Annotated in this window: 33 protein-coding genes and 1 pseudogene; 3 read left to right on the top strand and 31 right to left on the bottom strand. The window is 45.4% G+C overall.

The window, feature by feature from the left end:
• Positions 1 to 359 precede the first annotated feature (359 nt).
• Positions 360 to 1,241 carry a type IV toxin-antitoxin system AbiEi family antitoxin domain-containing protein gene (locus B0X71_RS19600; protein WP_077591249.1) on the top strand — a complete coding sequence of 294 codons (882 nt, stop codon included), beginning with the start codon at positions 360 to 362 and terminating at the stop codon, positions 1,239 to 1,241.
• Here the strand turns inward: B0X71_RS19600 and B0X71_RS19595 are convergent.
• Positions 1,238 to 2,134, bottom strand: coding sequence for a nucleotidyl transferase AbiEii/AbiGii toxin family protein (locus tag B0X71_RS19595; protein WP_077591248.1), 897 nt, complete (start codon positions 2,132 to 2,134; stop codon positions 1,238 to 1,240). The two genes, B0X71_RS19600 and B0X71_RS19595, sit on opposite strands and share 4 nt — an antisense overlap.
• Positions 2,135 to 2,520: 386 nt before the next feature.
• Between B0X71_RS19595 and B0X71_RS21490 the strand changes: the two are divergent.
• Positions 2,521 to 3,246: pseudogene (locus B0X71_RS21490) on the top strand (M48 family metallopeptidase).
• A 190-nt stretch (positions 3,247 to 3,436) separates the two neighbouring features.
• Here B0X71_RS21490 and B0X71_RS21160 read toward each other — a convergent pair.
• From B0X71_RS21160 to B0X71_RS19570, 5 genes are all read right to left on the bottom strand, one after another.
• Entirely contained in the window at positions 3,437 to 3,604 is a 168-nt protein-coding gene (locus B0X71_RS21160) for a hypothetical protein (RefSeq protein WP_156889993.1), read from the bottom strand.
• Between the two features lie 127 nt (positions 3,605 to 3,731).
• Positions 3,732 to 4,028 (bottom strand): hypothetical protein, encoded by a 297-nt coding sequence (locus B0X71_RS19580; RefSeq protein ID WP_077591245.1) that lies wholly within the window; start codon positions 4,026 to 4,028, stop codon positions 3,732 to 3,734.
• A gap of 60 nt (positions 4,029 to 4,088) precedes the next feature.
• On the bottom strand, positions 4,089 to 4,229 hold the full coding sequence (locus B0X71_RS21155) for a hypothetical protein (RefSeq protein ID WP_156889992.1): 141 nt from the start codon (positions 4,227 to 4,229) through the stop codon (positions 4,089 to 4,091).
• Entirely contained in the window at positions 4,230 to 4,370 is a 141-nt protein-coding gene (locus B0X71_RS21150; RefSeq protein ID WP_156889991.1) for a hypothetical protein, read from the bottom strand.
• A gap of 240 nt (positions 4,371 to 4,610) precedes the next feature.
• Entirely contained in the window at positions 4,611 to 4,856 is a 246-nt protein-coding gene (locus tag B0X71_RS19570; RefSeq protein WP_077591243.1) for a hypothetical protein, read from the bottom strand.
• A gap of 24 nt (positions 4,857 to 4,880) precedes the next feature.
• Here B0X71_RS19570 and B0X71_RS21635 point away from each other — a divergent pair, with 24 nt between their 5' ends.
• Complete coding sequence (locus tag B0X71_RS21635) at positions 4,881 to 5,012, top strand: hypothetical protein (RefSeq protein ID WP_269750117.1); 132 nt, start codon at positions 4,881 to 4,883, stop codon at positions 5,010 to 5,012.
• Positions 5,013 to 5,057: 45 nt separating this feature from the next.
• On the opposite strand, the gene B0X71_RS19565 is transcribed toward B0X71_RS21635, so the two are convergent.
• The 25 genes from B0X71_RS19565 to ltrA (B0X71_RS19455) all read right to left on the bottom strand — a co-directional run bounded on the left by B0X71_RS19565 (position 5,058) and on the right by ltrA (B0X71_RS19455) (position 25,080).
• The gene (locus B0X71_RS19565; protein WP_198038758.1) at positions 5,058 to 5,759 is read right to left on the bottom strand and encodes a thermonuclease family protein; all 702 of its coding nucleotides are present in this window, start codon (positions 5,757 to 5,759) and stop codon (positions 5,058 to 5,060) included.
• A gap of 10 nt (positions 5,760 to 5,769) precedes the next feature.
• Positions 5,770 to 6,213 carry a hypothetical protein gene (locus B0X71_RS21300; protein ID WP_198038757.1) on the bottom strand — a complete coding sequence of 148 codons (444 nt, stop codon included), beginning with the start codon at positions 6,211 to 6,213 and terminating at the stop codon, positions 5,770 to 5,772.
• Positions 6,214 to 6,226: 13 nt separating this feature from the next.
• The gene (locus B0X71_RS19560) at positions 6,227 to 7,066 is read right to left on the bottom strand and encodes a hypothetical protein (RefSeq protein WP_077591241.1); all 840 of its coding nucleotides are present in this window, start codon (positions 7,064 to 7,066) and stop codon (positions 6,227 to 6,229) included.
• 6 nt (positions 7,067 to 7,072) lie between these two features.
• Positions 7,073 to 7,243, bottom strand: a complete 171-nt coding sequence (locus B0X71_RS21145) for a hypothetical protein (protein WP_156889990.1) — start codon at positions 7,241 to 7,243, stop codon at positions 7,073 to 7,075.
• Between the two features lie 22 nt (positions 7,244 to 7,265).
• Positions 7,266 to 7,577 (bottom strand): DUF2325 domain-containing protein, encoded by a 312-nt coding sequence (locus tag B0X71_RS19555; protein ID WP_077591240.1) that lies wholly within the window; start codon positions 7,575 to 7,577, stop codon positions 7,266 to 7,268.
• Positions 7,578 to 7,640: 63 nt separating this feature from the next.
• On the bottom strand, positions 7,641 to 8,219 hold the full coding sequence (locus tag B0X71_RS19550) for a helix-turn-helix domain-containing protein (RefSeq protein ID WP_077591239.1): 579 nt from the start codon (positions 8,217 to 8,219) through the stop codon (positions 7,641 to 7,643).
• A gap of 124 nt (positions 8,220 to 8,343) precedes the next feature.
• Positions 8,344 to 8,943: a hypothetical protein gene (locus B0X71_RS19545; protein WP_077591238.1), complete on the bottom strand. Its 600-nt coding sequence runs from the start codon at positions 8,941 to 8,943 to the stop codon at positions 8,344 to 8,346.
• Positions 8,940 to 9,599 (bottom strand): hypothetical protein, encoded by a 660-nt coding sequence (locus B0X71_RS19540; RefSeq protein ID WP_077591237.1) that lies wholly within the window; start codon positions 9,597 to 9,599, stop codon positions 8,940 to 8,942. The genes B0X71_RS19545 and B0X71_RS19540 overlap by 4 nt, the downstream gene beginning before the upstream one ends.
• Before the next feature lie 194 nt (positions 9,600 to 9,793).
• On the bottom strand, positions 9,794 to 10,675 hold the full coding sequence (locus B0X71_RS19535) for a hypothetical protein (RefSeq protein WP_077591236.1): 882 nt from the start codon (positions 10,673 to 10,675) through the stop codon (positions 9,794 to 9,796).
• 19 nt (positions 10,676 to 10,694) lie between these two features.
• Positions 10,695 to 13,085: a helicase-related protein gene (locus B0X71_RS19530; RefSeq protein ID WP_232336873.1), complete on the bottom strand. Its 2,391-nt coding sequence runs from the start codon at positions 13,083 to 13,085 to the stop codon at positions 10,695 to 10,697.
• A gap of 261 nt (positions 13,086 to 13,346) precedes the next feature.
• Positions 13,347 to 15,218, bottom strand: a complete 1,872-nt coding sequence (gene ltrA, locus B0X71_RS19525) for a group II intron reverse transcriptase/maturase (protein WP_232336872.1) — start codon at positions 15,216 to 15,218, stop codon at positions 13,347 to 13,349.
• Positions 15,219 to 15,960: 742 nt separating this feature from the next.
• Complete coding sequence (locus tag B0X71_RS19520; RefSeq protein WP_077591234.1) at positions 15,961 to 16,878, bottom strand: hypothetical protein; 918 nt, start codon at positions 16,876 to 16,878, stop codon at positions 15,961 to 15,963.
• Between the two features lie 83 nt (positions 16,879 to 16,961).
• Entirely contained in the window at positions 16,962 to 17,852 is an 891-nt protein-coding gene (locus B0X71_RS19515; protein WP_077591233.1) for an ArdC-like ssDNA-binding domain-containing protein, read from the bottom strand.
• A gap of 243 nt (positions 17,853 to 18,095) precedes the next feature.
• On the bottom strand, positions 18,096 to 18,329 hold the full coding sequence (locus tag B0X71_RS19510; protein ID WP_077591232.1) for a hypothetical protein: 234 nt from the start codon (positions 18,327 to 18,329) through the stop codon (positions 18,096 to 18,098).
• A 272-nt stretch (positions 18,330 to 18,601) separates the two neighbouring features.
• Positions 18,602 to 18,820: a hypothetical protein gene (locus tag B0X71_RS19505; RefSeq protein WP_077591231.1), complete on the bottom strand. Its 219-nt coding sequence runs from the start codon at positions 18,818 to 18,820 to the stop codon at positions 18,602 to 18,604.
• On the bottom strand, positions 18,817 to 19,140 hold the full coding sequence (locus tag B0X71_RS19500; protein WP_077591230.1) for a DUF3990 domain-containing protein: 324 nt from the start codon (positions 19,138 to 19,140) through the stop codon (positions 18,817 to 18,819). Before B0X71_RS19500 ends, B0X71_RS19505 begins: the two co-directional genes overlap by 4 nt.
• 3 nt (positions 19,141 to 19,143) lie before the next feature.
• Complete coding sequence (locus B0X71_RS19495; protein WP_077591229.1) at positions 19,144 to 19,434, bottom strand: hypothetical protein; 291 nt, start codon at positions 19,432 to 19,434, stop codon at positions 19,144 to 19,146.
• 28 nt (positions 19,435 to 19,462) lie between these two features.
• Complete coding sequence (locus B0X71_RS19490) at positions 19,463 to 19,645, bottom strand: hypothetical protein (RefSeq protein ID WP_077591228.1); 183 nt, start codon at positions 19,643 to 19,645, stop codon at positions 19,463 to 19,465.
• A gap of 14 nt (positions 19,646 to 19,659) precedes the next feature.
• Positions 19,660 to 19,959 (bottom strand): hypothetical protein, encoded by a 300-nt coding sequence (locus tag B0X71_RS19485; protein ID WP_077591227.1) that lies wholly within the window; start codon positions 19,957 to 19,959, stop codon positions 19,660 to 19,662.
• A gap of 285 nt (positions 19,960 to 20,244) precedes the next feature.
• Positions 20,245 to 21,294 (bottom strand): DUF6094 domain-containing protein, encoded by a 1,050-nt coding sequence (locus B0X71_RS19480; RefSeq protein WP_232336871.1) that lies wholly within the window; start codon positions 21,292 to 21,294, stop codon positions 20,245 to 20,247.
• Between the two features lie 56 nt (positions 21,295 to 21,350).
• Complete coding sequence (locus tag B0X71_RS19475; RefSeq protein WP_077591226.1) at positions 21,351 to 21,734, bottom strand: DUF3846 domain-containing protein; 384 nt, start codon at positions 21,732 to 21,734, stop codon at positions 21,351 to 21,353.
• Positions 21,734 to 22,096 carry a hypothetical protein gene (locus B0X71_RS19470; protein ID WP_077591225.1) on the bottom strand — a complete coding sequence of 121 codons (363 nt, stop codon included), beginning with the start codon at positions 22,094 to 22,096 and terminating at the stop codon, positions 21,734 to 21,736. Before B0X71_RS19470 ends, B0X71_RS19475 begins: the two co-directional genes overlap by 1 nt.
• Entirely contained in the window at positions 22,087 to 22,500 is a 414-nt protein-coding gene (locus B0X71_RS19465; protein WP_198038756.1) for a DUF3846 domain-containing protein, read from the bottom strand. Before B0X71_RS19465 ends, B0X71_RS19470 begins: the two co-directional genes overlap by 10 nt.
• A gap of 103 nt (positions 22,501 to 22,603) precedes the next feature.
• Positions 22,604 to 23,080 (bottom strand): single-stranded DNA-binding protein, encoded by a 477-nt coding sequence (ssb, locus tag B0X71_RS19460; protein ID WP_077591223.1) that lies wholly within the window; start codon positions 23,078 to 23,080, stop codon positions 22,604 to 22,606.
• Between the two features lie 134 nt (positions 23,081 to 23,214).
• The gene (gene ltrA, locus B0X71_RS19455) at positions 23,215 to 25,080 is read right to left on the bottom strand and encodes a group II intron reverse transcriptase/maturase (protein ID WP_077591058.1); all 1,866 of its coding nucleotides are present in this window, start codon (positions 25,078 to 25,080) and stop codon (positions 23,215 to 23,217) included.
• Positions 25,081 to 25,694: the final 614 nt, after the last annotated feature.

Here is a 25,694-nt window from a genome sequence, read left to right as displayed (position 1 = left end):
AGCCGTAATTAGGCTTAGAAAGGGAGCGAATAGATAAAAACAAGAGCAGTCCCACATCCGAGACTGCTCTTGTTTTATTTTACTTTCTATCCTGGGAAAAATGCTTTAAAAGTAACAGGGGAAGAAGCTAAAGAAATTTAATCCTATATTGTACAATGAAGTATTCATACTTCATTGTACTAGAAATACTTAATTCGTCAAGTAAAATGACTTATTATAAGTGAATAAAATGCCCTTTTACCTCTAAATTTTAAGTATCGAAAAATCAAAGAGACTTTCAGCACTTGACAAAACGTTAATTTAAGCTACAATAAAGTATGCATACTTTATTGTAGTAAACTCTTGCGGAGGGATGAAACATGGGGCGACCAAATAAGTTTCAAATCATGAGATTGTTTAAAGAAGAAATCGAAATCGCCCTTAATGAGGCAAACCACCCCATCCTTACTAATGAGGACATGCTGGGGATTTTGGAAGCCCACCGAAGTGAATGGAAACTCCCCTCCTCTGCAACACTGGAGGATTTTTTATATTTCTTGGAGCAGCACGGGAAAATTAAGGGGATTACATTGGATTTTCCGAAAAAAAAGATGGTCCGCTACACTCAGAACCCAGCCGATTTGAGCCTGCTTGAGCTTGCCTGCTCGCTCGGTAAGACCGCTTACCTATCTCACTATACCGCGGCCTTCTATCACGACTTAACGGATAACATCGTGAAGACGATATATGTCAACCAAGAACAGTCGGTAAAGGCTTCACAGCCATGGACACTAACCCAGGAAGCCATTGATCAAGCGTTCGCCCGACCAATGCGGGAATCAAACAATGTAGCTGTCCACGATGACCAAAAGATTGTCCTGTTGAACGGGAAAAACACGGGAAACCTAGGTGTCCAGCAGGAAGAGCATATTCGTTTTTCCAACATTGAACGCACACTCATCGACATAGCGGTTCGTCCAGAATACGCAGGTGGCGCGTTCGAAGTGCTGGAGATTTACAAGCGGGCAAAGGGTGAGGCCTCCGTTAACAAGCTATATTCGTATCTGAAGAAACTAGAGCATGCGTATCCCTATCACCAATCAATTGGGTTCTATCTTGAAAGAGCGGGATACAAGGAAAGTACTGTTCGCTTGATGGAAAAGTTTCCGATTAATTTGGACTTTCACCTGGCATACCAAATTCAGGATAGCCACTACTCTGAACGATGGAAATTGCATTATCCTGCTTCAATGGACAGCTAAGCCCAGAGCGACTCCATCTCTTCTATTTTATGAATGACATAATCATAATAGAAATCGAACGGTTGGACGTCGATATGTCCCTTGATTGTGTCTTTGACCGCGCTAAATCCGGAGGCATGGAAGTCTTTCACGGCAGATTCTTTTACCTTGCCAAGCAACGCCAACGGCACTTTTTTCACCTCAAAAAAATTACGGATCATTTCCAGGTTCTCGGGCGAGCCAAATTTAAGATTCGGTTCCAAATTCTCCGTGACCATATAAATGTCGTAGAAGTCTCGTGGTCGGGGACTGCTACTTGAATTCATCAACCGAGTATAGTCAGGCATCTGCTGGCAAATTGCCCGCAGCTTTTCGAAAATAATCATCCGCGGTGTGTAAACACGGATCAGGTAATCCTCAAAATCCGTCTCTTCACTTGGATCGGTGAATTCATATTTGCTGATATCAACCTTGATGATTTTCTTTCCGCCGGAGACAGGCAGCGACTCGCGCCGAAGTTTTTCTAAGTCATCGCCGATCCGCTTGACATCTGCCAACCGAATGACCTTGAACTCTGCGGCATACCCGCCCCAGTGCTTGTCGATTACTTGTTTACGCATTTTTGGGCGTTCTTTCAATGTCAAATCGAAAGCCAAGAATCCTTCTTCTTTGAAGGTACGCTGCAGGCTCCGTTCAATTTTCTCTCTTACTTCTTCAAGCGTAAGACCAAAATCCTGAAAATCTTTTTCCATGGAAACATCGATATCCATGGAAGCACGGGAATGCAATTTGTAGGCAAGTTCCAATGCGTTTCCACCTTTTAAGACGAGGATTTCCATCAAATCATCATCCGAGAAAAGTGCCAGTATGGTCAGTTTCCGGAGCTGTTCGAATATCGTTTCTGAAACGTTCATTTGCTGATTCACGTCCTAACTAATGATTCTATTCGGTTCATATACTGTACCTTCGGCTAATTAGTCGCAAGCTATTAGTGATAGAATACCACGCTCGTTTCCCTGTCCGCCATGGTTCTCAATCCTACTCGCATTAGACGAAGGTCAGGGCCAGCTACCAGCTCTCTTCAAAATCGTCATAGCCACAGACGCAAATAATTACGTCATCGTTATAAGAACAGTAAAATCTCTACTATGCGAATATGGTCGGATTTCCTTCTCAGCCCCGCCAACCGGTAAAATACAAGGGGTGGTAAGCGCCATCGCTGTTCTTGTATTTCAAAAGAAGTGAGTCTGTATTCTATTAAAATGACGATTATACTCATTGCACCGAAAGGGTTTTTGCTATGAATGCCATACTCCAATATGGAAATACAATTATCCCGTACACGATAAAGGAATCAACGAATCGAAAAACCGTGAATATCTCCGTCAGGGATGGCGAAGTGGCGATCACCGTCCCTGCTGGAATAGATGAAACCGTCTATCAGCCGGTCCTGCAGCAAAAAGCGCTATGGATTACCAAACAACTGCTCGACCATAAAGAGATGCAGCAGGAAAGCCGAAAGCTCGAATTCCGATCAGGGGAGAAACTCCCTTACCTCGGCCGTCAGTACCGGTTGAAAGTGGAGAGCGATACCGTCCTGAAAGCGTCACTGCAATTCAAGCAGGGGAAATTCCATGCCGCTATGCCGCCCTCACTAACCTTAGAAGAACAACGCAGCCATCTATATTCACTTTACACTGCCTAGGTGCAGAAGAAAGGTCAGCAGTTTGCGGAAAAGCGCTTGGAACGATTCACCCAGCGACTTGGACAGAAACCGAAAGAGGTTCAGGTTCGGAAATTAGACAAACGGTGAGGTAGCTGCACGCCGCAACAGCGAATTCTCTTGAACTGGCGCATCTTTCTTGGTCCGGTGTCCACAGTAGATTACGTGCTGGCTCACGAAGTCGCCCATCTCAAGGAAATGAACCACACACAAGCCTATTGGGAGACACTCGGGATGCTCATGCCGAATTACGAGGAGCGGAAGGAATGGCTCCGCCTGAATGGCAACCAGCAGGATGTATAAAAAAGAAGAGCCGCTTTGGCTCTTTTTGTTTTCTCTTTAACTATTTCGTTAGCTTAATACTTAGCGTTCCTTTTTTAGGAGGAGCAACTGGCCCGTTCGTATTTGGTTGATACCTGTCATTATGCTTGTTGGGTTGATGTCCTCTGTCATTCGTATTTTTGTTGCTTTTCGACACTTAAATTCCTTTCTTCTAGAACAAGAGTAAATCCATCGTGATATAAGCTACGCTCAAAACAGCCATTAAGCCAATTAACCTTTTCATTTTTCGTTTTTCCCCGGGTGAATCAACTCCAACAATGGTGATAACGATCAACCAAGCAATGACCAAAAGGGGAACGAATAGGACAATATAAGACATTCAGGTCACTCCTCATTTCTGGCGTATTTGCTTTTACTGGTGTGCAAACACAGATTATTGTTTCCTTAAGTGAACGTAAAACTCTGTCGCGGTCAACGCCATGGAGATTGTCTTCTCTCAGTCTGTGTCAGTTCCCAAAATCTTCGGATGACTGCGTCACAGTAAGATAAGGTTTCTTTTTTCCCAGTTTACTGATCTCCTGCAAATTTCCTTTGAAACTGTCACCCAAAGGAAAGAAATAACGGAGCGGCTTCCCCTCTTTTAAATCTTTGTATCGCTTCCGGAATGCTTGACGCTTTCGAAAGGCTTCCATGTCTTTAAGTACCTGTTCTTGTTCTGCAGATGTCATTGTCATTAAATTGAATTCATCAGCAAAAACGGACAGGTACTTTTGTTCATTCTTTTTCCGTTGCCGTTTCTTCATGGTCCGTCATCAACTCCTTCTACTTTAACATCGTACTCTATATTAATTTCCTTATGGATATTAACTTACCTTGATAAATTCAATTATAGCACCAGGCCAATTCCATTTAGCGTTTTCCATTGCATTTTTAATATCAGAACCGTCTATCCGATCCACAAAAACATCTTCACCTATCTTCACTCTCACTTGAATGGTTATCATTCAATTTCCCTCTCTTACTTTCAATTCACAGCTTTGGGTCTGTCTATATTTTTTAATCAGTTTTCGAGTCTCTTTCCAGGAAATTGCACCTGTTTCATATCCCTTTTCTTTAACCCATTCCTTAAAATGTTCCCAATTCATTGCTATTCCACCTGTCCGTTAAAGTGTAGTGAAGTAATAGGTCATTGATGAACCTACCAAGAACAAAAGAGTGACAATCGCGCTTACCAGTAATCTTTCTGCCCACTTTATTTTTGTATTGTATTCCTTCGCATAGGCGATTACAGAACCAGCCCATGTAACGGCCAAAATGATCAGCAACAAGGCATACAGGATAATTTGCATCTTATCAGTCCTTTTCCGATAGCCTATCTATCATTTTCACGAATGAGAGAATCGCTTATATCCCTTTTTCATTAAGATAACTGCCGCAATTAATGGGAACACGCCGATAATAACAGAAACGAGCGGCGTCAAATAAGTTAGACATAACACAGAGGTTAAAAGCAGCCCTTTTTCTTCGCCTTTGTTTCGCTGGTTAAGCCCGCTTATACCGACAATGAGACCATATGTAGCACCCAAGCAAATGGTAGGCAGGAAGACCATGAAGGAAATGACGCTGCCCATTCCGGGCTCTTGTAGAGCTTCCCAATGAAAGATTCGAAAGTAGACGAAAAAACCGACAAATATGATAAGCAATGGCAGGCACTGTGCGAGCACAGGATTTTCCTCGCCTTTGGTTTTGAAGAACTAGATGCCGCACAGAATGAAACAGATGATTGACGGCAGATGCAGCAAGAAAAGCTGAACAAATAGGTTTTCCATCGTTTAGTTCAGCACCGATTCGAAAAACGAATCAATCGCTTCATCTACAGTTTTATCGCCCACTTCTTCCGCTTTCTCCTTCACCAGCCCTTCAAGCTCGGTGTGCGTCTCACTGGATGTGATTTCGTTGAATCCTTCCTCAAGCTCCACATATTCCGGAATGGCCCAGATACCTGCCTCAGAATTACGTGCTTCTTCTTCAATTGCCCGCAGCTGGTCCAGGTACTTCGTGTTGGGTTCATATATGTAGCGGATCATGGCGTAACCTTCTTTAACCAGTTTGTCCTGCACTCGTTCCCCGTCCACATAGGCATAGGAGAGGAAGCGATCGTAATGGTCCTGAATCTCGCCTTCATCGAATTCAAGAGAGACGGTCTCACCTTCCAGCAGCTCTTTCGCAAAAGCACTGGCTTCTTCGCCTAATGGCATTCCAGCTTTATCACCGACACTTTCCGGCGTATCTACCAACAGCAGACGAACAATAATCTCTTGGCCGGCTGGCAAATGCATTCCGCGGAGGACGTAAGCGGTCGCAAGTTTTACAACAAATGTGTCGCCGTCTATGACCTCAGTGACAGTCCCGGTCAGCTGTTCAGCAGCCGTCTCTTCTATTTGAGTGCCTTCATAACGAAACATATGGCCCTGCAATGTGCAGGATGCGAGGAGAAGGAGTAAACATACTGGCGTAAGTAGTTTTCGAATCATGGCCATCCTCCTAATTTGGTTGAAGCTTTTCAAATTCATCAAGAATTTTCTCAAAGACACGCGGCGCTTCGATGCGGTCAGCTGCATCATAATGCCTCGAAAGGATCTGGTAGGTGAATGCTCCGAACCGGCGAATTTGTTCTTCAGCTGGCAGTTTTTTATTTTTGTCGATCTGCTCCTCGAGCGACGGTGTCTGAGCGGGCAGGGATATTTCATCCAGCCGTAAATTCCGGGCATATTGCTCCTTCAGCAAGGCATGCAGCTGTCGAATGACAGGCTCATCCGGACTGCAGCACGTTTCAGCGTGTGCCAGCATCAGCGTTGGAAAGCAACAGCCCCCATCCATTTTCAATTCAGCTTCGAGTTCATAAATCTTATGGAATTTATCTTTTTCGGCTGGCAGCATTTCACAGAGCCGCTCCAGCACATGCAATTTCAGTTCGATTTCGTTCATACCTTCCCTCTTCCTACAGGAACTCGATGTATTTATTAGATTTAATGATCATTTCAGAGGACTGCTGCCCTTCCTTGAAATCGTTCTTCCGGAGGTAGCCATACGCCAGGATTTCCTTCCCAATCAGGTCTTCGTCCTTGTAGGTGAAGTGAGGAAAATGCCGTTCGAAGATGACGAGTGAAAAATAGCCGTTATCGGTTTTGCTGAAATTGATGAACCAGACTTTTCCGCGGCGGGTGACTCGTTCCACTTTGCCGTGGATGAAATATGGAATGTCTTCTGTCTCGCCTTCCCATAAAGCGGTGTGCGCCTGTTCGTGATGGCGGATCATATCGGAGACTGGAATTTTCCGCCCTTTCACATGAAGCAGAATGCCGGCAAGGATATCCGGACCCACGGTAGTAAAGAGCTTTTTAATGGTTTTCAAGGAGCTAATGGAGGCAGGCGTGTCTGGCTTGTCCTTCAACATCTTTTCATCCAGCTCCTTCGGTTCTTCTTTCTCCTTTACGTCCCGTTCGATGACCTGTTTCTCGTAATCCGGATCAACATCATTTAGGTTGAGCCGAATGGCGATCTGGCGGACACCATTGTCTGCGATGCTCGCTTGATATTCACCCACTTTTGATACGGTTTCCTGGAAAGACAATTGCCGGGCGAAACCGCACTTTTCCTTATGGACAGAGTCACCATGACCACTGGTCTTGAAATGAGGAGCCATATCCGTCTTGCCCTTTATGAAAATGACGGGGGCACCGCAAGCAGAGTCCATGCAATTTATCTGCAGACCGTGGATCTGTTCATCGTAACTGGCTGCGCCTATCACTTTTCCATTCGGTAACACTGCTGAATGCATGAGGGATCACTCCTCTGTGGGAATTTGTTTTTCAGGCTTGAGCAATTCCGGGTTGAAAATCGAGTGTTCCGACTCACAGTCCGGTGTGCAGAATAACGAGGACATTTCATCACTCATACGAAGAAGCACGAATTCGTTCCCGTAGCCAATACAGATTTTTGCATCATACTTTATCATTTTTTTCCTCCTCCTGATTCTTTCAAGCAACGGATTTCAGGCGGTCCAGGGCAGCATTAACCGCTCCGCTCGCGCCAAATCCTTTTTGAAAGACGACTTCTATCTGATTTGCTTTACAAAGTTCTTTAATGGAATACATCGTTTCGTGGCCACAAGCTCCAGCCAGCACAACTACACAATCCGCTTTCTTGACCATCGGTTCGAACGCTTTCTTGACTCCGCCATTCCGGGCTTTGCCATTGTGGAACAAAATATCGCACCCTGCCTTCTTCCCGATTTTCTTGTACGTCTGTTCCTGGCTACCGCCAACGATAAAAATGGTGGTTTTCTTCATTCGAATCACTCCTGTCTATTTTGTATTTATAATAATATAACGTTATATTATAAATTGCAAATACTATTGGCGAATGGGACGCAAAGCTTGAACAGCCTTCTCCTTATTCCTTGATGGCATTGGAAATCCCATATCGATAAAATTCATCCGGTATTTCTCCGCTTTTTCTTCCGAGATATTCATCCGGCCTGCCACTTCTTTAATGGGATAGCCTTTCGAGAGCATGGCAAATACCCTAAACTCCAGTAAATCGACTTTCCGTTTCCCTCCCGTGTTCGGTTGGTGAGATGGGTCAAAGTAGCTGCCTCCTTCCAACACAAGTTTGATTGCAAAATTGAGAGTGTTTAGAGATGTATTCTTCTGGATATAACCTTTAACATTCCGTCTTTCGATATACCGGTCAATATATGGAATCGGTTTTTCCTCTATAAGAAAAATCGGCATTCCCGGCGGGAGCCAGTCGAGTTGTTTGGCCATTTCAGCATCGTTTGCCAAGAATAAGACAAGGTGTATTTCCTCCAGCTGATGAATTGTAGGCACACAGCTGTAAGCTGTTATTCTATGAGAAGGGAATGACAACATCAACGTATATAACAACTTCTCGCGCCGTTTGTCAGCATCACCGATTAGCATTAAATTCATTCAATCACTCCTAAAAAAAGCGCACCCCTCCAAAACAGCAAATGCTGCAAAAGGAGGGGTGCGCCCTGTTAGTTTAAGTTATGTGTTAATTATACCAAATGCGCGAAACCAGTGGGTAGACTTTTTACACTTTTAAATAGAAATACATGAATCCCTGACTCAACAGAATCATTAGGATGGCGATCCCCAACGCATTTTTAGCCCATCTTCGATATTTTGGGTGAGCAATTAGCTGATCTCCCCGACGGAAAAGGTCCGCAATCGGTTCTATTGCTAACAGCCCAATCAGGAACACACCTGTTGCAATAAGCTTTATACCGAACAATAAATATTCATTAACGTCTTCCCAAGAATGGATGGTAATTGCAAGTAACGGAATTAGACGGATCAGAAGCAGAGCGAGAAAGGACCATGCCATAGTTTGTGTCGCAAATTTCTGCCACTGGCCATTTCGGAGCAAGACAGAGAAGACCATCGCAAAGGTGCCGATCAAAAACAAACCGGTAAATAACACAATCGCTTCATTCAGCCCCTGACTAAAGAAACTCATTAAGCCCTGAGCGGCATCTGACCAAATTGTGCTATCAGATTGAGGGGCCACTTGATTTGGCGGTTTTTCTTTAGGCAGAAAATGGGTCGCTGCCGATACAGGAGTAGAAATCGTTCCTGTTAGAAGGATGATCAGCCAAATAAGGCTGCCCTTCAAATATGAAAGAACAGTCATTGGAACGTGTACCTCAAAACCTGTTCTTTTCGTTCCCAAAGCAGCTCACCGTCGAAACAAGGGATAAACGCATGATAGGCATACTCTTTTTCCGACTCCAGGATCATCCGTTCAAGGGTCAACATCCATTGCGTCGTGACTCGTGGAGGGAAAATCTTCTCCTCAAAGATGACGTAGTCTATATCTTCTATTGATAAATTAATGTTCGCATGCAAGGCAATCAATCGATGATGGTGCCCTTTTACTTCGACTCCCTGCAAAAACTCAAGAAAAGGGAAAATGTGATTAACACGTTTTTCGAATAGACGGGTAGCCGTAATTTTCTCCGGCATATCGGTATGTAGGGAAACATTAATATCATTGAAGTCCAGCGCCCCGTTGTTTTGCACTTGGACAATTACTTTTGTTGTGAAGCCGGTGAAATTCACAATTGGCTCTAGAACATTCGATACCATTCTTAATAAATCGCTCTCCATTTGCTTATAGTACCCGTTGGTCAACTTCATGTCAGAAGTGACTTCAAAACATTTTATTTTAAGACGTCCTTTGAACAATACTTCTATTTCAGTTAAAAATTTTCCGTGATTCTTTATGTCTGAAATCATTTTTCGAACGACATCTTGTGGTTTTTCTTCAAGTGTAAATGCATGACACATAGTGATATCCTCCTTCGAATGTCTTTTATAATTTTATAACTAGGTAAAAAGTTTATCAATTGTATATACCTTTTTACCTAAAAAAGGGGAGATAAGTTATATCTTTTTATGGGTTTCTCCTCCAAATTTCTGTAAACTGACAGAAACCAGGAGGAAAAACCCAATGAAAATGGGTTTTTCTGTGTAAATTTGAGTTAAATCACATATTCTTGTTCGACATTTCTCGACAAATTATAAAATTCTTCTTCGTTTTCCAGCTCTAAGGCGAAATCAAGGGACTTTTTCTGCAGAATATCGGCTTTTTTGACCTCGATTTTTCCGGTCATTGCCCGGTGTACGAGTACGGAAAGAATATCCCCTTTCCCAAGAGAGTCATTTGCCACATTGAGCCAAGTACGGCTGTCTCCGTCACTGACGTGGATGTATTCTTGCTCATGACCGATAATTTCAACCACCCATTCTTGCTCACCAATATGGTTTGAGCGGATTGAGTGAGTCGATTTAGCGGTAAGCTGCGGCCGGATGGCAACCGGTTTCTGCTGCACATGCCAATCCTCCATCAACAGGTATTCGGATTCTTCCGTTTCCTCGGCTGCCGCTGTGACCTCCGCTGCTTCCTTCGTTTCCAGTTCTGCAGCTTCCACTTCCGAATCTTCGGTGTAAACTGGTTCTTCTTCGGAATCCGCAGGGATTGGACCGAACTGCAAATCGAAATCTGACGGGGCAGTTGATGTTTCCGGCTCTGCCAGTTCTTCATAAAGCGATGCCAGGAAAGCTTCGTGCTCTTCGTCCAACTGGGATTCTACATATTCCGGTTCCTGTGGCTGACTACAATCCTTTGGGAGTGGAGAAAGAACGGCCGCAGCCATTCCTTCCGGCACTCCATACCGCAACCCCCATGCCGTTTCAATATCCACTTTATCCAAGGTTTTCTTGTGGAACGCATCTTCTGGAAGCGGGAACAACCGCATCCAGTTTGCGTGAGTGATCAAAACTTCTTCCAGCAGCAGTAATGAACTCAACCCTATTTGTATGAATAGTTCCATGCTGACGAGTGATTGTATAAACAGTGTCATGATAAGCCTCCTAGTTTTATTAGGCGAAGAGGTCGAAAGCGAGCTGGTCTTCAGCCACTTTCTTCTTCGTCAATTTTGTCTTTTGCTGTGTCACGGTGATCAGCGTCAATTTCTCTGAACCCGCGGTGTCTCTCTCAATTGTTTTGGCATCAGCTGTATCAAGCGGTTTGCTCATGTGATACAGGAGCGATCCGTCCGAAATGTATTCACGGTCGAAACCAAAGACTGTCGTATAATCGACGGTCAGGCCAGTGCCGTCAAAGGCAAAGCCAGGCAATCCGCCCGATTCCACAAGTGCCGTAAACTCTTTCGCTCGCCGGAAAAACGCGTTCCGTGTCACATCGCCGGTAATTTCTCCCTGCACCCATTTCCGGAATGCCTCAATCGGCGCCAGCTGTTTCTTCTTCCCGATGTTCGCCAGCAGCTGCCGCGCTCTGTCAGAGGTCTGGTGAATCCATTCTTCTGCAGAACCTTTCATCGCAGCCCCGCCGTTTTTCACCGATTCAATCAGCATGGACTGAAGGTCGCCTTCGTCACCGAGCATGGCTGACAGACCGTCCGAGGAAACTTCCCCGTTGATGGCCGCAGTCGCCCGGTTCTTCTTCGCAATGAGCTCAGCCATCTTTTCCTGAAAGCTGTTTTTATAAGCGAGATAGAACAGACGGCATTCCTTGTCCTGCCCGAGACGCCAAGCGCGTCGTGCAGACTGATTAATGGTGAACAGCGACCAGCTGAACTGATAGTAGATGAGCGTCGGCGTGCAGAGGAGGTCCAGACCGACTTTGACCAGCTCTTGGGAAACGATGCAGACATCGTAGTTCTCCTGCTCGATCTTGTTGGCCAGCCACTCACTCCGGTTATTCGTCTTTGTCGTGGACGTATCCAGGATGCAGACTTTGGCGCCGATCTCTTCCAGCTTCTCTTTCAGGCGCGGACGCAAGTCCCGTTCGGAAACCGATGTTCCAGTGTCCCGAACATACACAATCGCTTTTCGCCCTTCCGCCATTTCTGTCTGAATGATTTCCTGCAGCTTCGCTTCTTTCGGCAGCGTACAATCCGGATTCAGGTGATGCGCATCCCAGAAGACTTCCCGTTTCCCGTCTGCATTCTTGTGCGTGGCATCCGGAAACTTGAATGGGTTGTCCGGATAGGCAATCCCGTAATCCGTCATTTTCATGAACAGCTTGAACCCATCGTCATAGGAGTCGATGGCACGTTCGAAAGAATGAAGCATCTGATCATACGGCTTTCTCAATTCCTCGCTCATCGGAACAAAGATGGTCGGGGTATCGACCAGTTCAACTGGATCCGGCCATACATCCTTCAGTCGGACGTTGATGACGTTCTGAACCAGGTATTTGCCGAAGATGAAGGGAGAGATGCCGGGCATGACTTTCTTTGTTGTCCGACGATCGCCGCCCCGTGAATTGGTATTGGTATACTCACTCGCCTCAGAACGGGATTCGTAGGTCGTTTCTTCAATATTTCCGTATTCCTCATTGAAACGTGTGACTTCCTCGTAGCGATATCCGCTCTCCGCCATCATCTGCGGGAACAAGCGCCACAGTAAGTAGTAAACGTCCTCTGCTTTTCCGCCGAACAGTGTACCGGTACCGCCGATCACCTTTTTCGATGATTCCACTAAAGCGCCAAGGGCGTTCCCCTGAGCACTCATACCGGCTTTCAGCTCGTGGATCTCGTCAACAATCGCCATATCGAAGAAGTGTTTCATCTTCCGGCGAATGTATTCGATCGCAGCGACACGGCGCGGCATGCCTGTGATAGCGGCCGGTTTCGGCTGGCTGGACTGGATATGCTGAACGTGGTTCTTGCTCTCCTGACGAATGGCGTGAGCCAGCTTCTTTTCATGAGCGGTCCAGGCTTTGAATGAGCCGTAGCGTACCGGCACTCGCTTGGTCCAGAATGAATCACCACAGTAGAAGCAGAACGCGTTCGCTGGCAGAACGCCGGTATGGATTCGCCGGCTGGTGCCAAACTCGCTTGATTCCATATTGCGGGTTTCGAAAATCTCACGTTCGATGCCGTTCTCGTTCGTCTCCGTCTGTTTGTTCTCAATCACCTGGTGTGCCTTTCCGCAGGAATGACAATAGAAACCGCCGCGCTCAGCGCCTTCCTCTTTCGGAAGCATCACCTTGCGTCGGTAATCGATTGCCGGCATGGTTCGCGCATCCCCTCTCATTATCGTAAAGGAGATGATGAAGAACGTCGGCTTGACCGGTTTTGGTCGTCCTTTCTGCGTCCAGTCGCTGTGAAAGCGGATCAGCTGGTCGGTGTGTGAAATCACATGGACTTCGGCTTCCGGAATCAGCTGACGGATCTCCTGCGGCCACTTCTTCGTGAGGGAAGGAGGACACATCAGGCAGACATGATAGCCGTCTTTCTGCTTCATGGTATGGTAGCCATCCGCAATAGCGGTCATCATGGCCGATTATGGTGATAGGTAGGACTTTGAGGTTATCTCCATCTTTTCCCCCACCCCAAACCGTACGTGCGATTTTCACCGCATACGGCTTTCCATCAATAAGTCGCCAGTTATGCTGTTATCTCAGCATTAACTTTGCAGGCAGGTTATACCTTTACGGATATAACCGCCGTTTCTCTAAGCGTTTAAACGAATTTGAGTTTATTCAATGTCTCGTAGTCAGTTTCGCTAGTTCTTAGCCATTTGGTTCAGTTCGCGGAGTCTCAAAATCTTCTTGCTGCCCTTTTTGTAATCAACTGGATTGTCGTTGTGAATCAACTTATGACACGTCTTACATAGGGAGACCAAATTGCTGACTTTGTTCACTTTTACAAGCGGTAGGTTTCTTTGCTTATGGTGAATGTGTAAGTTGCCTGCATTTAATGCTGTAGAACAGCAGACACATTTCCCTCTGTCTCGGTTGAAGGTGTACTCCCTATTAAGGAAGTATTCGAAGTTATAGATCGGGTATCGGTTTTTAAGATAGTAGAAGTCCATTTCTTCATTGAAAAGATTTGGTCTGTCTAGCCCATCTCTTTTACCGGTAGTCCGCTTGTATATCCTTCGGCCTTCATTCGTGTACGGAGTAAGCTTCAAGTTCACTTTCATAGCATTCCGTTTTGGAGTATGTGCGAACTTTGTGATTCCTACTTTTACGCCAAGCTCTTCAACGTAGAACAGTCTGCAATTCCTGTCTTTATGTCTGTCTCTTCTATTCGCAAGGTTCTTAGCGGGAGTGGTTAGCGAGTGATATCGTCCTCGAAGGTTATTCATTCGTAACCACGTCCGCCATTGATTGTAGAAAATACGTTTATCCAACCCTCGAAAGATGGAGGAGACATTGGCAATTTTGTAGTAATTGGATACTCCAACGATTTTGGCATTTATTCTTTCGATGATTTCCACCTGAATCGGGACATTGCCGCGAAAAGTATAAAGCCGCCTGATTTCCTTGTTGATTTCGCGGATTTTTTCTTTCGCTCTATCCATATTGGGTATCGCCTTACCTTGCATCTTGCCTTTATTGAGACGGTCGTGTTCAGCATATATCCAGTAGCCTAAGAATGAGGCCCTATCCTCACGGATGTCTGTGATGACGGTCTTTTCCTTAGAGAGTTCAAGGCTGAGCTTATGCGAGAAATATTTTTCAATCTTCGTTAGAACCTTTTTGGCTTTTTCTTCCGTTTGGCAGAGTACAACCCAATCATCTGCGTACCGGACCAAGAAAATATCTTCATGACGCTGACGAACCCTTTGTAGTCCATTGCGAGATACATCTTTCACTTTGTATCTGGCAGGATGCTCCTGGAACATCTTTGCCACTTCCCAATCAAAATAGTTAAGGTAAATATTCGCCAAGAGCGGTGAAATGATGCCGCCTTGTGGAGTACCGGTCATGCTATCTCTAACATTACCTTCTTCCATGACCCCCGCTTTCAGCATCTTCTTAATCATCATCAGCACTCGTTTGTCCCGAATGCCCATTGTCCATAACATCTCTATCAGCTTGTTATGGTTGATGTTGTCGAAGAAACCTTTGATGTCTCCTTCAATTATCCAGTACGTCTTACTGCGCCGTATCCGCTCCAATATTTCTGCGATTGCTTGTTCAGCGGATCGCATAGGTCTGAAGCCAAAACTGTAATGATAGAATTTAGCTTCTGCTATTGGTTCGAGTACGACTTTCGTAATTTCTTGGATGATTCGGTCCATTATTGTGGGAATTCCCAGCGGTCGTTTACCCTTATTTGCTTTTGGGATGTATTTTCTTCTTACCGGGCTCGGATTGTAGTTATTGATGCTTCTTCTTATTAAAGAAAGAAGTTCTGCTCTGCTCAATTGCAAGTAGTCATCGATAGTCTTTCCATCTATCCCAGGCGTCTTGCTTCCCTTGTTGCCTTTGATATTGTGAACCGCCGTCATGATTGTCTGCTCATTTTTCATAAGCTCAATCAAATTGAAGAATGGCTTTTCAGTATCTTTGGCGATTTGATACATACTATCGAGAATTGTCTTTAACTCGTTTTCGTTTTTAGGATTTTGTTTTTTATCCTTCATCATTTAATTGGTTCGCCCCCCTTGATTAGAGGAAACGGACTAACCCAGATGAATTAACTCTTTAACTCCCACATGGTTCGTTTAAACAAATCCGCTCATCGAAACACTTACTGACTAACACCCTTCCCTAGAGCAGTTTTATCCTCTTCCGCATTTCGGTCGGTGACCTTATAGCTGGAATACAACCGGCTGCTCATCATTGGTACTATGGTGTCTCTGACTGTCAATACACATTATTGAGTCCAATCTCTCCATGTATCGACTCTCGCACGTTCCCTTTACATTAGCCCTTTATTTACATTCCTTAGATGCCCTTTATACTCCGGCGGTACTTGTCCATCAGGAGACTATTCCTAACTCTGATGGGTACTACACAAGCACAGGAAAGACTTGTGCAGTCGGGAATTTCCACAGGCAAGAGAAATTCCTCTTCGCGCGAGACCTAACCATATATCTCGTAATTAGGTTAGGGAATGAGTAACGGAGCGTACATACAAGGGTTCGCTTTCGCTCATCATAGAATGTTTTTAAAGCCTACCGCCCTAAATCCACGTTTTACGAGTCCGCTTCAAGGACGACTTCACCTAGCTTCACACCTCATCATTAATGGAATGAATCAGCATGTAGGAGTCTCATAGACCAGCCCGTTGGAATATTGGTCTGGATAGGGAGCTTCCCCCTATAAATCATGTAAAGAGTTGTAACTCTTCTTTGTTTTACAAGAAAAGCCCGCACACTTCGCCTTTTACTGGCTTATAGTGCAACGTGCCGCACTTCCAGTGCTCATCTCTCCCTGCAGGATCACCGCTTTCTGTTCCCGCAGCCGTTTGGCTACCGCAGTGGCAGCGTGGGACTGAACCGGGAACAGTTCACGGTTATAGTGATTGAACGGTTCAAGCGGTTCGTCTTCCATCGGGTTATGAGTAGGTGTCACGGTCTCTGACAGTTTCTCCACCATATCGGTATTGAAATTCAGAAGATAGGAGGTGAGATCCGCTGTTTCTTCCACTTGCTGCCCTTCCCCTGACTTCGGAAACTTCAGCTTCTCGCCTTTCACCATTTCTTCGATGAAGCGGTCCGCCTCTTCTTCGTCCAGGTCAATCGACAGTAGGGATAATCCATCCGTGAATAGCTTCTCGTCATAATAGAGGTCATGATTGACCAGGTAATTCTGGTTCATCAGTTCCTGCAGGACGGGACGCTGCCATTCCGGAAGAATATGAAGCCCGTACTGGCCACCGCCAAGGAGCTGTACGACTTCCTGTGCCGGATCGGCATTGAAGGAAAGCACAAATTCCGTATTGTTGAGGACGGATTCGTGTACGATGGCCAGCGCCTTCCGGTTCTGGCTCAGCGTCATGGGAAACTTCACATATTTGCCTTTCTCAGACATGAGCGTTCGTTCGCTTCGAAATTCATACCCGGTCAGCGACTTTTCGCCATAGCCAAAACGAAGGCCGCTTCTCGTACCGATATCAATGGCGGCTTTCAGGGATTGGAGCGCCGAGTCGCTGCCGCTCACGATGGTGAACAGCAGCATATCGTCGCGTCCCCGGTCTGCAAACGCCATTGCATAGCAAAACACCTGATGCCATGCCTGATTGATATAGATCTCCATGAATTTCGGATTGTCTTCTGTCTCTAATTTGTATGGTCTATTCATAATAGCCTCCTAATAGTAAAACCGACTGACCGCCCCGCTGCAGAAGCAGGGAGCAATCAATCGGTTCGGTCTCTCAGTCTGATTCAGACTGCTTGTTCTAATGGCGCAGGAGTCGGTAAGCCGCCTGCAATCCGTTCTACGTCCTGGATGATGGTATTGGCCGCTTTCTGCATGGAAGAAGCGTACTTCATCAATGTCTGCCCGCCATCGGATGACCAGCCCTTCACATACTCGAATGAGTATTCGGACGTATCAAGGCCGAAGTAGGAACAGACGATGAAGGCAACACCTTCCGCAACGCATTCCCTTTCTTCTGCTGACGATTTATCGTAGCGATGGAGCTGGGAGTGGACGTACTCGTGAACCATGGTCTTGGCGCGGTGATTGACGGACAATTTCGGGTCGATCACAATCTGATGGAGTGCCGGCGCATAATAGCCGTTTGCCCCATTTGCTGATGCGATCGACACACTACAATCATCCTCTTCCGCCAGCGTCTTAACCCAAGCGAAAATCTGTTCCGCTTCATCGGATTCACCGTCCAGTGCCAGTCGGTACTTTTCAATCGGCAGCGGTTCACCCTCTGTCTGTGATAGGTCAAAGACCGGACAGGTGACAAAGCCTACGACTTTCGATTTCTCTTCACCCGTCACCTCATCATCTTCTCGCTTAATTCGTGGAGCGAGGATACGAAGGGCTTTCTCGCCTTTTTTGACGCTCCGGTTCAGTTCTTTCCATCTTTTGAATGAAGCGATGTACGAAGCGTTTGGGTACTGCTTCATGACAAGCATGACGTTCCGGATGGAGTAGTTATAAAACATCGCCTGCATCTCAAGCAACGCCTTGAACTTTTCGGGATTTCCGACAAATTCCTTTACTCCTGCATCAAGCATCTGTAATAACTGCTCGACTTCCTGTTTTTTTTCTTCTACGGTTTTCTTTATAAACCCCTTCTTCTTCGCCGGTTTCGGCATGATGATGCACCCTTTCCCAAAAGTTTTTTCACCTTTCTCTTAGAGAACGCAAAAAAGCCCCTGGGCAGATTTTTCGGCATAGCAAAAATGCTATGTGTCAAATCAGCCCAGAGGCTTGAATTAGTCGCGTCCGTCGGAGCACATTACGCTCGACAAATAAATAAGAGAAAAGTTATACCTTCAGTATAACGGAAAGGTTTTCGAAATGCCATATGAAGCGTGAAAATCATTCGTACTTTGAACCTACAGGCGTTGGGCGTTTTGAGAAAACACCATAAAGCCTCTTGTCAATTCTTGTTCCAGGACTTGCTTTGCACCCAGGAGAGTATAAGCTTCTCCGATTTTCCTGACTGTACTTCTGTTCTGGTCGGCCGCAATCACTTCAATGACCAGTTCCCGGCCAATCCAGTTCGTAAAAAAACCGAATTCCAATGAACCGATCTCCCGCACCTTCACATAATCCAATTCCCTGTCCATGCTGGATCTTCTCCTTTCAACAAAAAAAGCTCATGAAACCAGACTTCCCCCTTGAGGGTCGTTGGCTCCAGAGAGCTCCATTTGTTCGATCCAGCGGACAACGAAAACGTCGCTACTAATTAGTAATTTCATTATAGCAGATTCCAAGGGTAATGGAAGGTTCCTGAGAATACCTTAATGTTAGGAAAGGGACTGGAAACAAGGAATCGGAGAAATAAAAAAGAGCAACCGACTTAGCTGGTTGCTCTTTGCTCTAATTCAAGTTCGAATCGTTATTGCGATGTACTTGGAAGATGATCTATAATCTGGCGTGCAAGCCAACGTGGGCCTTTATGAGCGAAGATTACATTATCAAGACCAATACGGTCCAAAACTTTTCTGGCCATATCTTTTGCTTCAGATTCCTTGATACGTCCATTTGACATGGAAACCAATGCTTGCTGTAGACTTTCGCACATGCGTTCAGCATCACGATCTGTAAGTGTAATCATGATAATTTCATCTCCCTTCCATCGATAGCCGAATAAACCTTTTCTAATATCAGTTTATCACAAATAGATTGTCGATAAATAGAGAGTTGTCTTGCTCCTACAGGACCAGCAAGAATCTCCTCTTTCGCTTGTTCCTTCGATATTTCGCCCTCTCGGTATTTCTCCATTAAGATAGATGGGCGGCTATCACATACGACTCCGTAGATTAGTGGACAAGGGTGATTCAATCCTTTGTCTGCTTCTGCTCGATTATTAAAAACAAATTCTGCAAATGCATCATTATATTTCTCATAGACTCTCAGTGGCGTTTTTGTTGCCAACAATTATTTCCTGACATCGAAATTATATTTAATGACGACTGGTAATCTCATTGCTGGGTTAGTTTCTATACCAACTGATTCTAGAGCATCCGCCCTGCTATTTAAAACTCGAATAATGAAATCAGCTGCCCATTTAAATTTGGGAGACAAATAAAATCCAGGACCGAAATCCAGTTCATTTCCCCTATTATAATCAACTGAAATACCGTATTTTTGTATCTCTCTTACTGCGTGTAAAGAAGTTCCATGAAACCAGTAAGGTTGTTCGATAAATTTTCTCGTTTTTGTCTTCAATTGCTGGTTCTCTCCCCATTAACAGTCTCTATTGCTCATACCCTATAATACGGTAGGTATCTGGCATGACGCAGAAAACGACTTCAAGCCCTCTATCGTAATGGGCATTGAATCTGGCCGTGATGCCACTCCGGGTCGCCACAATCAGACATTTTCCATCCCGTAACTCCTCCATTGTTTTCAGTGTCTTCCCGACATTTTCTGTCTGCATGCTTATTTCCCCTCTCATAGCAACGTCAGCTGCTCGTGTTTTTCGGTAGCGGACCTCACAAAATCAATTGGCACAATGATTGTCTTGAAGGTATAGGTAACGCCTTCGATTTTCAGGATGGTATCGCGAACCCATCTCTTTTTCGCGCGACGTTCCACCACATCACCTACCCGAAATCCCCAATCAATGGCATAGGCCAGTTCGGTAGTGCGATCGAGAAGTTGTTCCCGAGTATCCCAATCTTCAGCTTCCGAAGCCGCTTTCGCTTCTTTTTTTAAGGCTCGGTACTCCTGTATCATCTCTTCGTTAGACATCCGTCTCTCCCTTTCTACTGAAACAGGTCATTAAATGTCCGGATCAGTATGCGTAGTCGTTTCGCTTGTTCTTTCAAACTGAGTTCGCTTCGGACAGGAGGACTGAATTGAATATCAGTCGTCATGCAATTTTCAAAACGTTTTCCCCCAGCCGAATCTCTACACCTGCCTTTTTTCCGCAGAAGTAACATTTTTGGTCATTCATGGTCTTCTGGCTCCTCGCTTCATGCTTTTAGTAGAAAGCGGGCTTACAGTCCATACCGTGGATACTGCAAGCCCATTCTCTTACATCAGTTTCTTGACTATCCCTTTTGGCGTAATGACCTTTACGGACACCTCTCGCTTCGTACGGGATTTCGTAATGGTGGAATGCTCCGTTTTCTCTTCGGTTACCACTTGTGTCACCACTTCCATGCCCTGCACGACATGTAGCCGCTCACCTTCGCCCAGGACGCCATTTACAGCGCCTGAAGCAAGCAGCAAGGCCATCTGACCCTGTGCAATATTGATGATCGGATCTCCGCCGATGGACAAGCTTTTTGGCCGGGTGCGCTCTTTAAAAGCGGTAAAGCCTTTGTTGTTGTGAATGAGCGAATAAAACTCCTCTTTCTGCTCGATTCTTGTGTAGAACGTCGCAACCTCCGGCTTCACTGCTGGAACCGTCCACGTTTGCTCGCCGATCAGTTGGTCTGCCGGTTTCACTTCCGTTTCAATGAAGTGTTCACTGTTACAATCCAGGAATTTCTGATAGAGCAGTTCATCGAACCGCTTTGTTTTCGATTCCTTTTTCTTCCCGATGAAAATACACTGCCGGAAATCCGGATAATCCTCATCGGTGAATCGTGTCAGCGCCACGTCTTCAAAGTGGGTAGCAAGAAAGCGGGCAATCTGTCTGTCGCTGAAGCGGTAAGACGGAATGATGTACAACATGATGCCGCCCGGCGCCAGATAACGGGTGCCGCGGACCAGTTCCGTGTATTCCTTCCGCTCCGACTTCTCATCCCCGTAAGCCTTCATCGTGTGGTCATACGGTGGATTCAGAAAGACGAAACCAAACGCATCATTGGAGATAACCATGGATTCGATTGGCGCTTGCACCAGTCGATCCAGATTCTCGGCCGCTGTCAGCGCCCGTCGCTTATCCAGTTCCACCCCATAGGTCATGACGGTTTCAGTTTGATTTTCGGTCAGCTGCTTTAAAATGAGCCCTTCTCCGCAAGTGGGATCGAGCGCAGCTGTTTCTTCCGGAAACTGCAGCAACTGCCGTAAGTATTCTCCCTGGCGCGGCGGTGTGGCAAAAAAGCCGGCGCGCAATTTATTCCCAATTTGAGACATGAATGGTTTCCTCCCAAACCGCTCCCTGTTATTCGGGAGCGGCAGATTATTTTTGTTTACGCTGTCTGTTCCGCTTTATGGTCATCAAGCACAAGATGGTAGACGGTCAGCCCTCGGCCCACGTCATGTTCATCCGTTGAGTCGATGATCGACTGCTGCTGCTCGTTTGAAAGCGGAGTGAGTCTTCCCTGTCCGTCCACTCCAGCGACAATGATATTGCCACGAATGTGTTCCCGACCGAATTGTGTGTCGCATATCAGGTTCACGCTTTCATCGCGGTAAGGCATCTGTGCTTCCTTGTCATAGCAAAGGGCGATGCCGTCCGTCAGGCTGGAGCGGTCTGTATCTTTCCCTAGAATCTGCTGATAGTTCCGTTCATCGAGCAGGGGCAGTTTGCGCCATCCGGAATCACCAGCGGATCTGCAAAGGTACGCACCCATCAGGAAGCACCTCCTACAAGCGCTGTTCGGAAAAGGCGGCATTCAGGGACTAAAATAGAAGATGCCTGAATGAATTTCACCTGTTCCTCTGTGAGCGGTTGTATTCGGCCCTCTTCATCCTGAGCGGCAGCGGCGATGTTTCCGTACACGCCTGTCTCTCCCCATTTGAAGTGGAGATCCAGGTTGAACGGCAGGTCTTCCATTGGCGTCAGGAGCCCATCATTGAAAAACAGATGGACGCCCATTCCGACCGGTAGCGTATCCACTCGGCCATTGACGTATTCACTCAGGGCTTCCTCCGTTTGGAACGGAAGTTCATTCCATGCTTGTTCGTCTGTTCGACAACCCATGATTACTGCCATAACAGTTCCCCCACTTTCCGGAAGGACTGAATATCAGTAATCAGCAGAAATGGATCACTGAACAACTGCTTGATTTCTTTGAAGCGGAATGTAAACCACTTCATCTGGTCTTTCGACAGGGGAACGATATCTCCCTCATCATTGCTGGTGGCCACGAAGACGTTCCCGTAGACCGTTTGTAATTTTGCATCCTCTCGCTTGATCATCAGCGAAAGCGTATCGGAAGCAGCATGAGCAAGAAAGCTGTCATTTACCCAAAGGTCGATGCCGCACCCGATTTCAATGCGTTCGATGTACCCTTCAACAAATGCCTGCATATCGCTCAAATCTTTCAGTCCCACTTCTATCCAGCCGGATTCTCCGGGTTTGCGGCCCAAAAATGTATGTGTGTTTTCCTTTTCCATGAAAAAGCTCCTCTCGGTCCCTTTAAGGACGTGTGTTGGTAGTCGGTCAGAAACAAAAAAGGAGCGGCTGCTTTTATGCAGTCGCCCCATTTGCACTCGGTTCTCAGAATGGCAAATCATCATCAGAGACGGTGAACGGTTCTTGCTGTCCGCCGCCGCTGCTGTACCCGCCACCGGAATAAGCAGGAGTCGAATTCCCATTCTGCTGATTTCGGTTTATATTGCCCTGATTGTAACCAGAGTTTTGATTCTGTTGGCCACCTTGGTTCCCTTGCTGCTCACTTCGAGCACTTTTCGGTTCCAGGAACTGAACGCTGTCCGCAACAACTTCTGTCACATAGACGCGTTGGCCATCCTTCTCGTAAGAACGTGTCTGAATGCGGCCTTCCACACCGGCAAGGCTTCCTTTTTTCAGAAAGTTCGCCGTGTTTTCAGCCTGTTTCCGCCACGTTACACAATTGATGAAATCCGCTTCTTTTTCACCGCTGGCATTCGTAAATGTACGGTTAACAGCAAGTGTGAATGTACAGGCTGCCACGCCGTTCGATAGGAATAGGTAAACTTTTGAAGTAATCTCCAGCTTTTCCCCTCCTGAGTACCGTGCGTGCGATTTTCACCGCACACGGCACGCCATCGATTCTAATTAATCCTGTTTTATGGGATTCAATCCAAGGATTATCAATCCTTAGACGAGATAGTGCCATACTATACGTCTTAGCTAATGTCACCTATGAGTTTCGCTCTGTATTTCTCGACTTTCTTCGCTATTTTTGTGTCCTCCGGCACGGAAGTGCCATGTACTAGTTCATGACATTTCTTGTGGAGGCTAGCGAGATTAGTAATTTTGTTTACTTCGTCGAGTGGTAAGGTAGGGCTGATATGGTGGCATTGTAGCTCCACTGGTAAAATATCGCCGGCACATACTTTACATTTTCCTCTATCTCTGTTGAACGCATATTCCCTGTTCATATAGAATTCAAAGTTATACTTTCTAAGATTCTTTTTATCGGATTTCAGCATGTTTCGTTTGGCTATTCGGAATACGTCTTCGTTCTTGTCATAGAGTGGGAGTCTGTTAAGACTCTGATTCTTTTTCGCATTCTTGTAGTAAAGTTCTCGTCCTTCAACCGTATAAGGGGTTAAATTCTGATTAAAGCACTGTGGGTCTTCCGATTTCGTGTGTAGGAATTTTGTAATTCCAACCCATTCTCCTTCTACTTCCACTGCATGAGTTTCGGCGGTATAGCCTTCGTGTCTCTTGCGTCGGTTAGAAAGTTCGGAATATCTTTTCAGTTTAGCTTTATTTTTACCATTGTTCTGGTTGCGATAGAGTTTCTTCCACGTGTAGTGACTGGTAACGAAGACTTTATGGTCTAAGGAGTCAAAAATTTCTGTCCAGACCGCTGTCTTGTAATATTCAGATAAACCAACGATTTTAGAGTTCACTTTCTCGATTATCACAGCTTTCTGATAGTCGCATTGTGTTCTCCTAATCTGCTTAATGTCCTTTAGAATCTCTGCCGTTTTTGTTCTAACCTTTTTCATATCAGGTAGAATTCTGGCATATAACTCATGTTTCTTAGCATTTCCAGTTCTGCCTATGCTCTTTCGAGGTTTGGCCAATTCAACTTGGAAGCCGAGAAATTTCATTCTATTTTCTTTAAGGTCAGTGATGACAGTCTTTTCTTCCGAAAGTTCAAGATTCAATTTCGCCTTGAAGTATCTTTTCAGATACTCCAATTGCTTTTCGGCTTGTTCTTTCGTTTTCGTGAAGATCACCCAGTCATCTGCGTATCTAACTAGAAATACAGGTTGCCTACCTACCTTCCGAAATTTCCTACGAGCATTTTTGACGTTCGAGAATTCATCCGCAAAGTATGGATTTTCATACCTGCTGGAGACAGTCCAATCAAAATCGTTCAAATACACATTTGCGAGAATAGGGCTGATAATACCACCTTGCGGTGTACCTTTGTCGGTATCGTGGAATTTGAAATCTTCCTCGATAATCCCCGATTTCAGCATTTTCTTGATTAACGCGAGAACGCGTTTATCAATAATCCCAATTTTGTGCAATTTACGCATTAGCACAGCATGGTCAATATTATCGAAGTAGCCTTTTATATCTCCTTCAATGACGTATTCATATCTCCCAATGTTAATTAGATGAGCAACTCTTGCGATAGCATGGTGTGTAGACCTGTAAGGTCTAAATCCGTAACTATGCTCGTAGAGTTTTGCCTCTATTATGGGTTCTATAACAATTTTAATGCACTGTTGGATGATTCTATCCAACATAGTTGGAATACCGAGGGGTCTAGTTTTACCCGTATTTCCTTTCGGAATATGTTTTCTTCTGGCGGGTTGAGGATTATAGTTCTCCATCGCTCTCCGTACCGTCCGAATGAGTTTCTCTCTGGGCATTTGTAGAAAATGGTTGATGGTCTTATTATCAATGCCCGCTGTCATACTGCCCTTATTCGACTTTATGTCGTGTATTGCAGTTATGATAGTTTGGTCATTAATAATGACTTCATACAATCCATTTAGGGATTTTCCCTCTTTGGACTCTTGATACATGGAGTCCAGAGTCAGCTTCAAGTCCTTTTCGGACTTGATTTGGCAATTAACCTCCACCTTTGTACACACAACCTTCCTGAGAAATACGAGGCTAGGTTATAGGTGGATTAGCGATTATTATGAGTACTGTACAATACCCATAACGTTAACCAAATGACGTTTTGTATAGTCTTTATTTTTCTTTTAAGTGAAAAAGTCTATCTCTTAGAACCGACTTCCCCCCTTCGCTCCACAGACATTACATCTGCTTCAACACTACTATGAGGGACCTGACTTCCTATCAGTTATCATAAGGCTGACACCCTTCTTCTGACAGGCTCTCTCACGTTCCCTAACATCTATCCCTTTATTTACTTATCCTTAGACTCTCACCCTATCCCGGTAATCCTTAATACAGCTCTGAATCTTTAGTTAAGTGCTGTATTTCCCACCCTGTTTCAAGGAATGGGGCAGTAAGTTGAACACACAACAACAAACCGCTGATTACTTTCAAACTCGTTTCCGAATTAAATCTACGTAACGAGACTGCATGAGTTCCCACTAAAGTTGGTAGCCATAGACAAAGTTTTTAAGGAGTCCCGCACCACTTTCGCCATATCTTTTACGACTTAGGT

Origin of the sequence: Planococcus lenghuensis (assembly GCF_001999905.1) — a bacterium.
GTDB lineage: Bacteria > Bacillota > Bacilli > Bacillales_A > Planococcaceae > Indiicoccus > Indiicoccus lenghuensis.
This window is presented reverse-complemented; position numbering and strand designations above follow the sequence as displayed.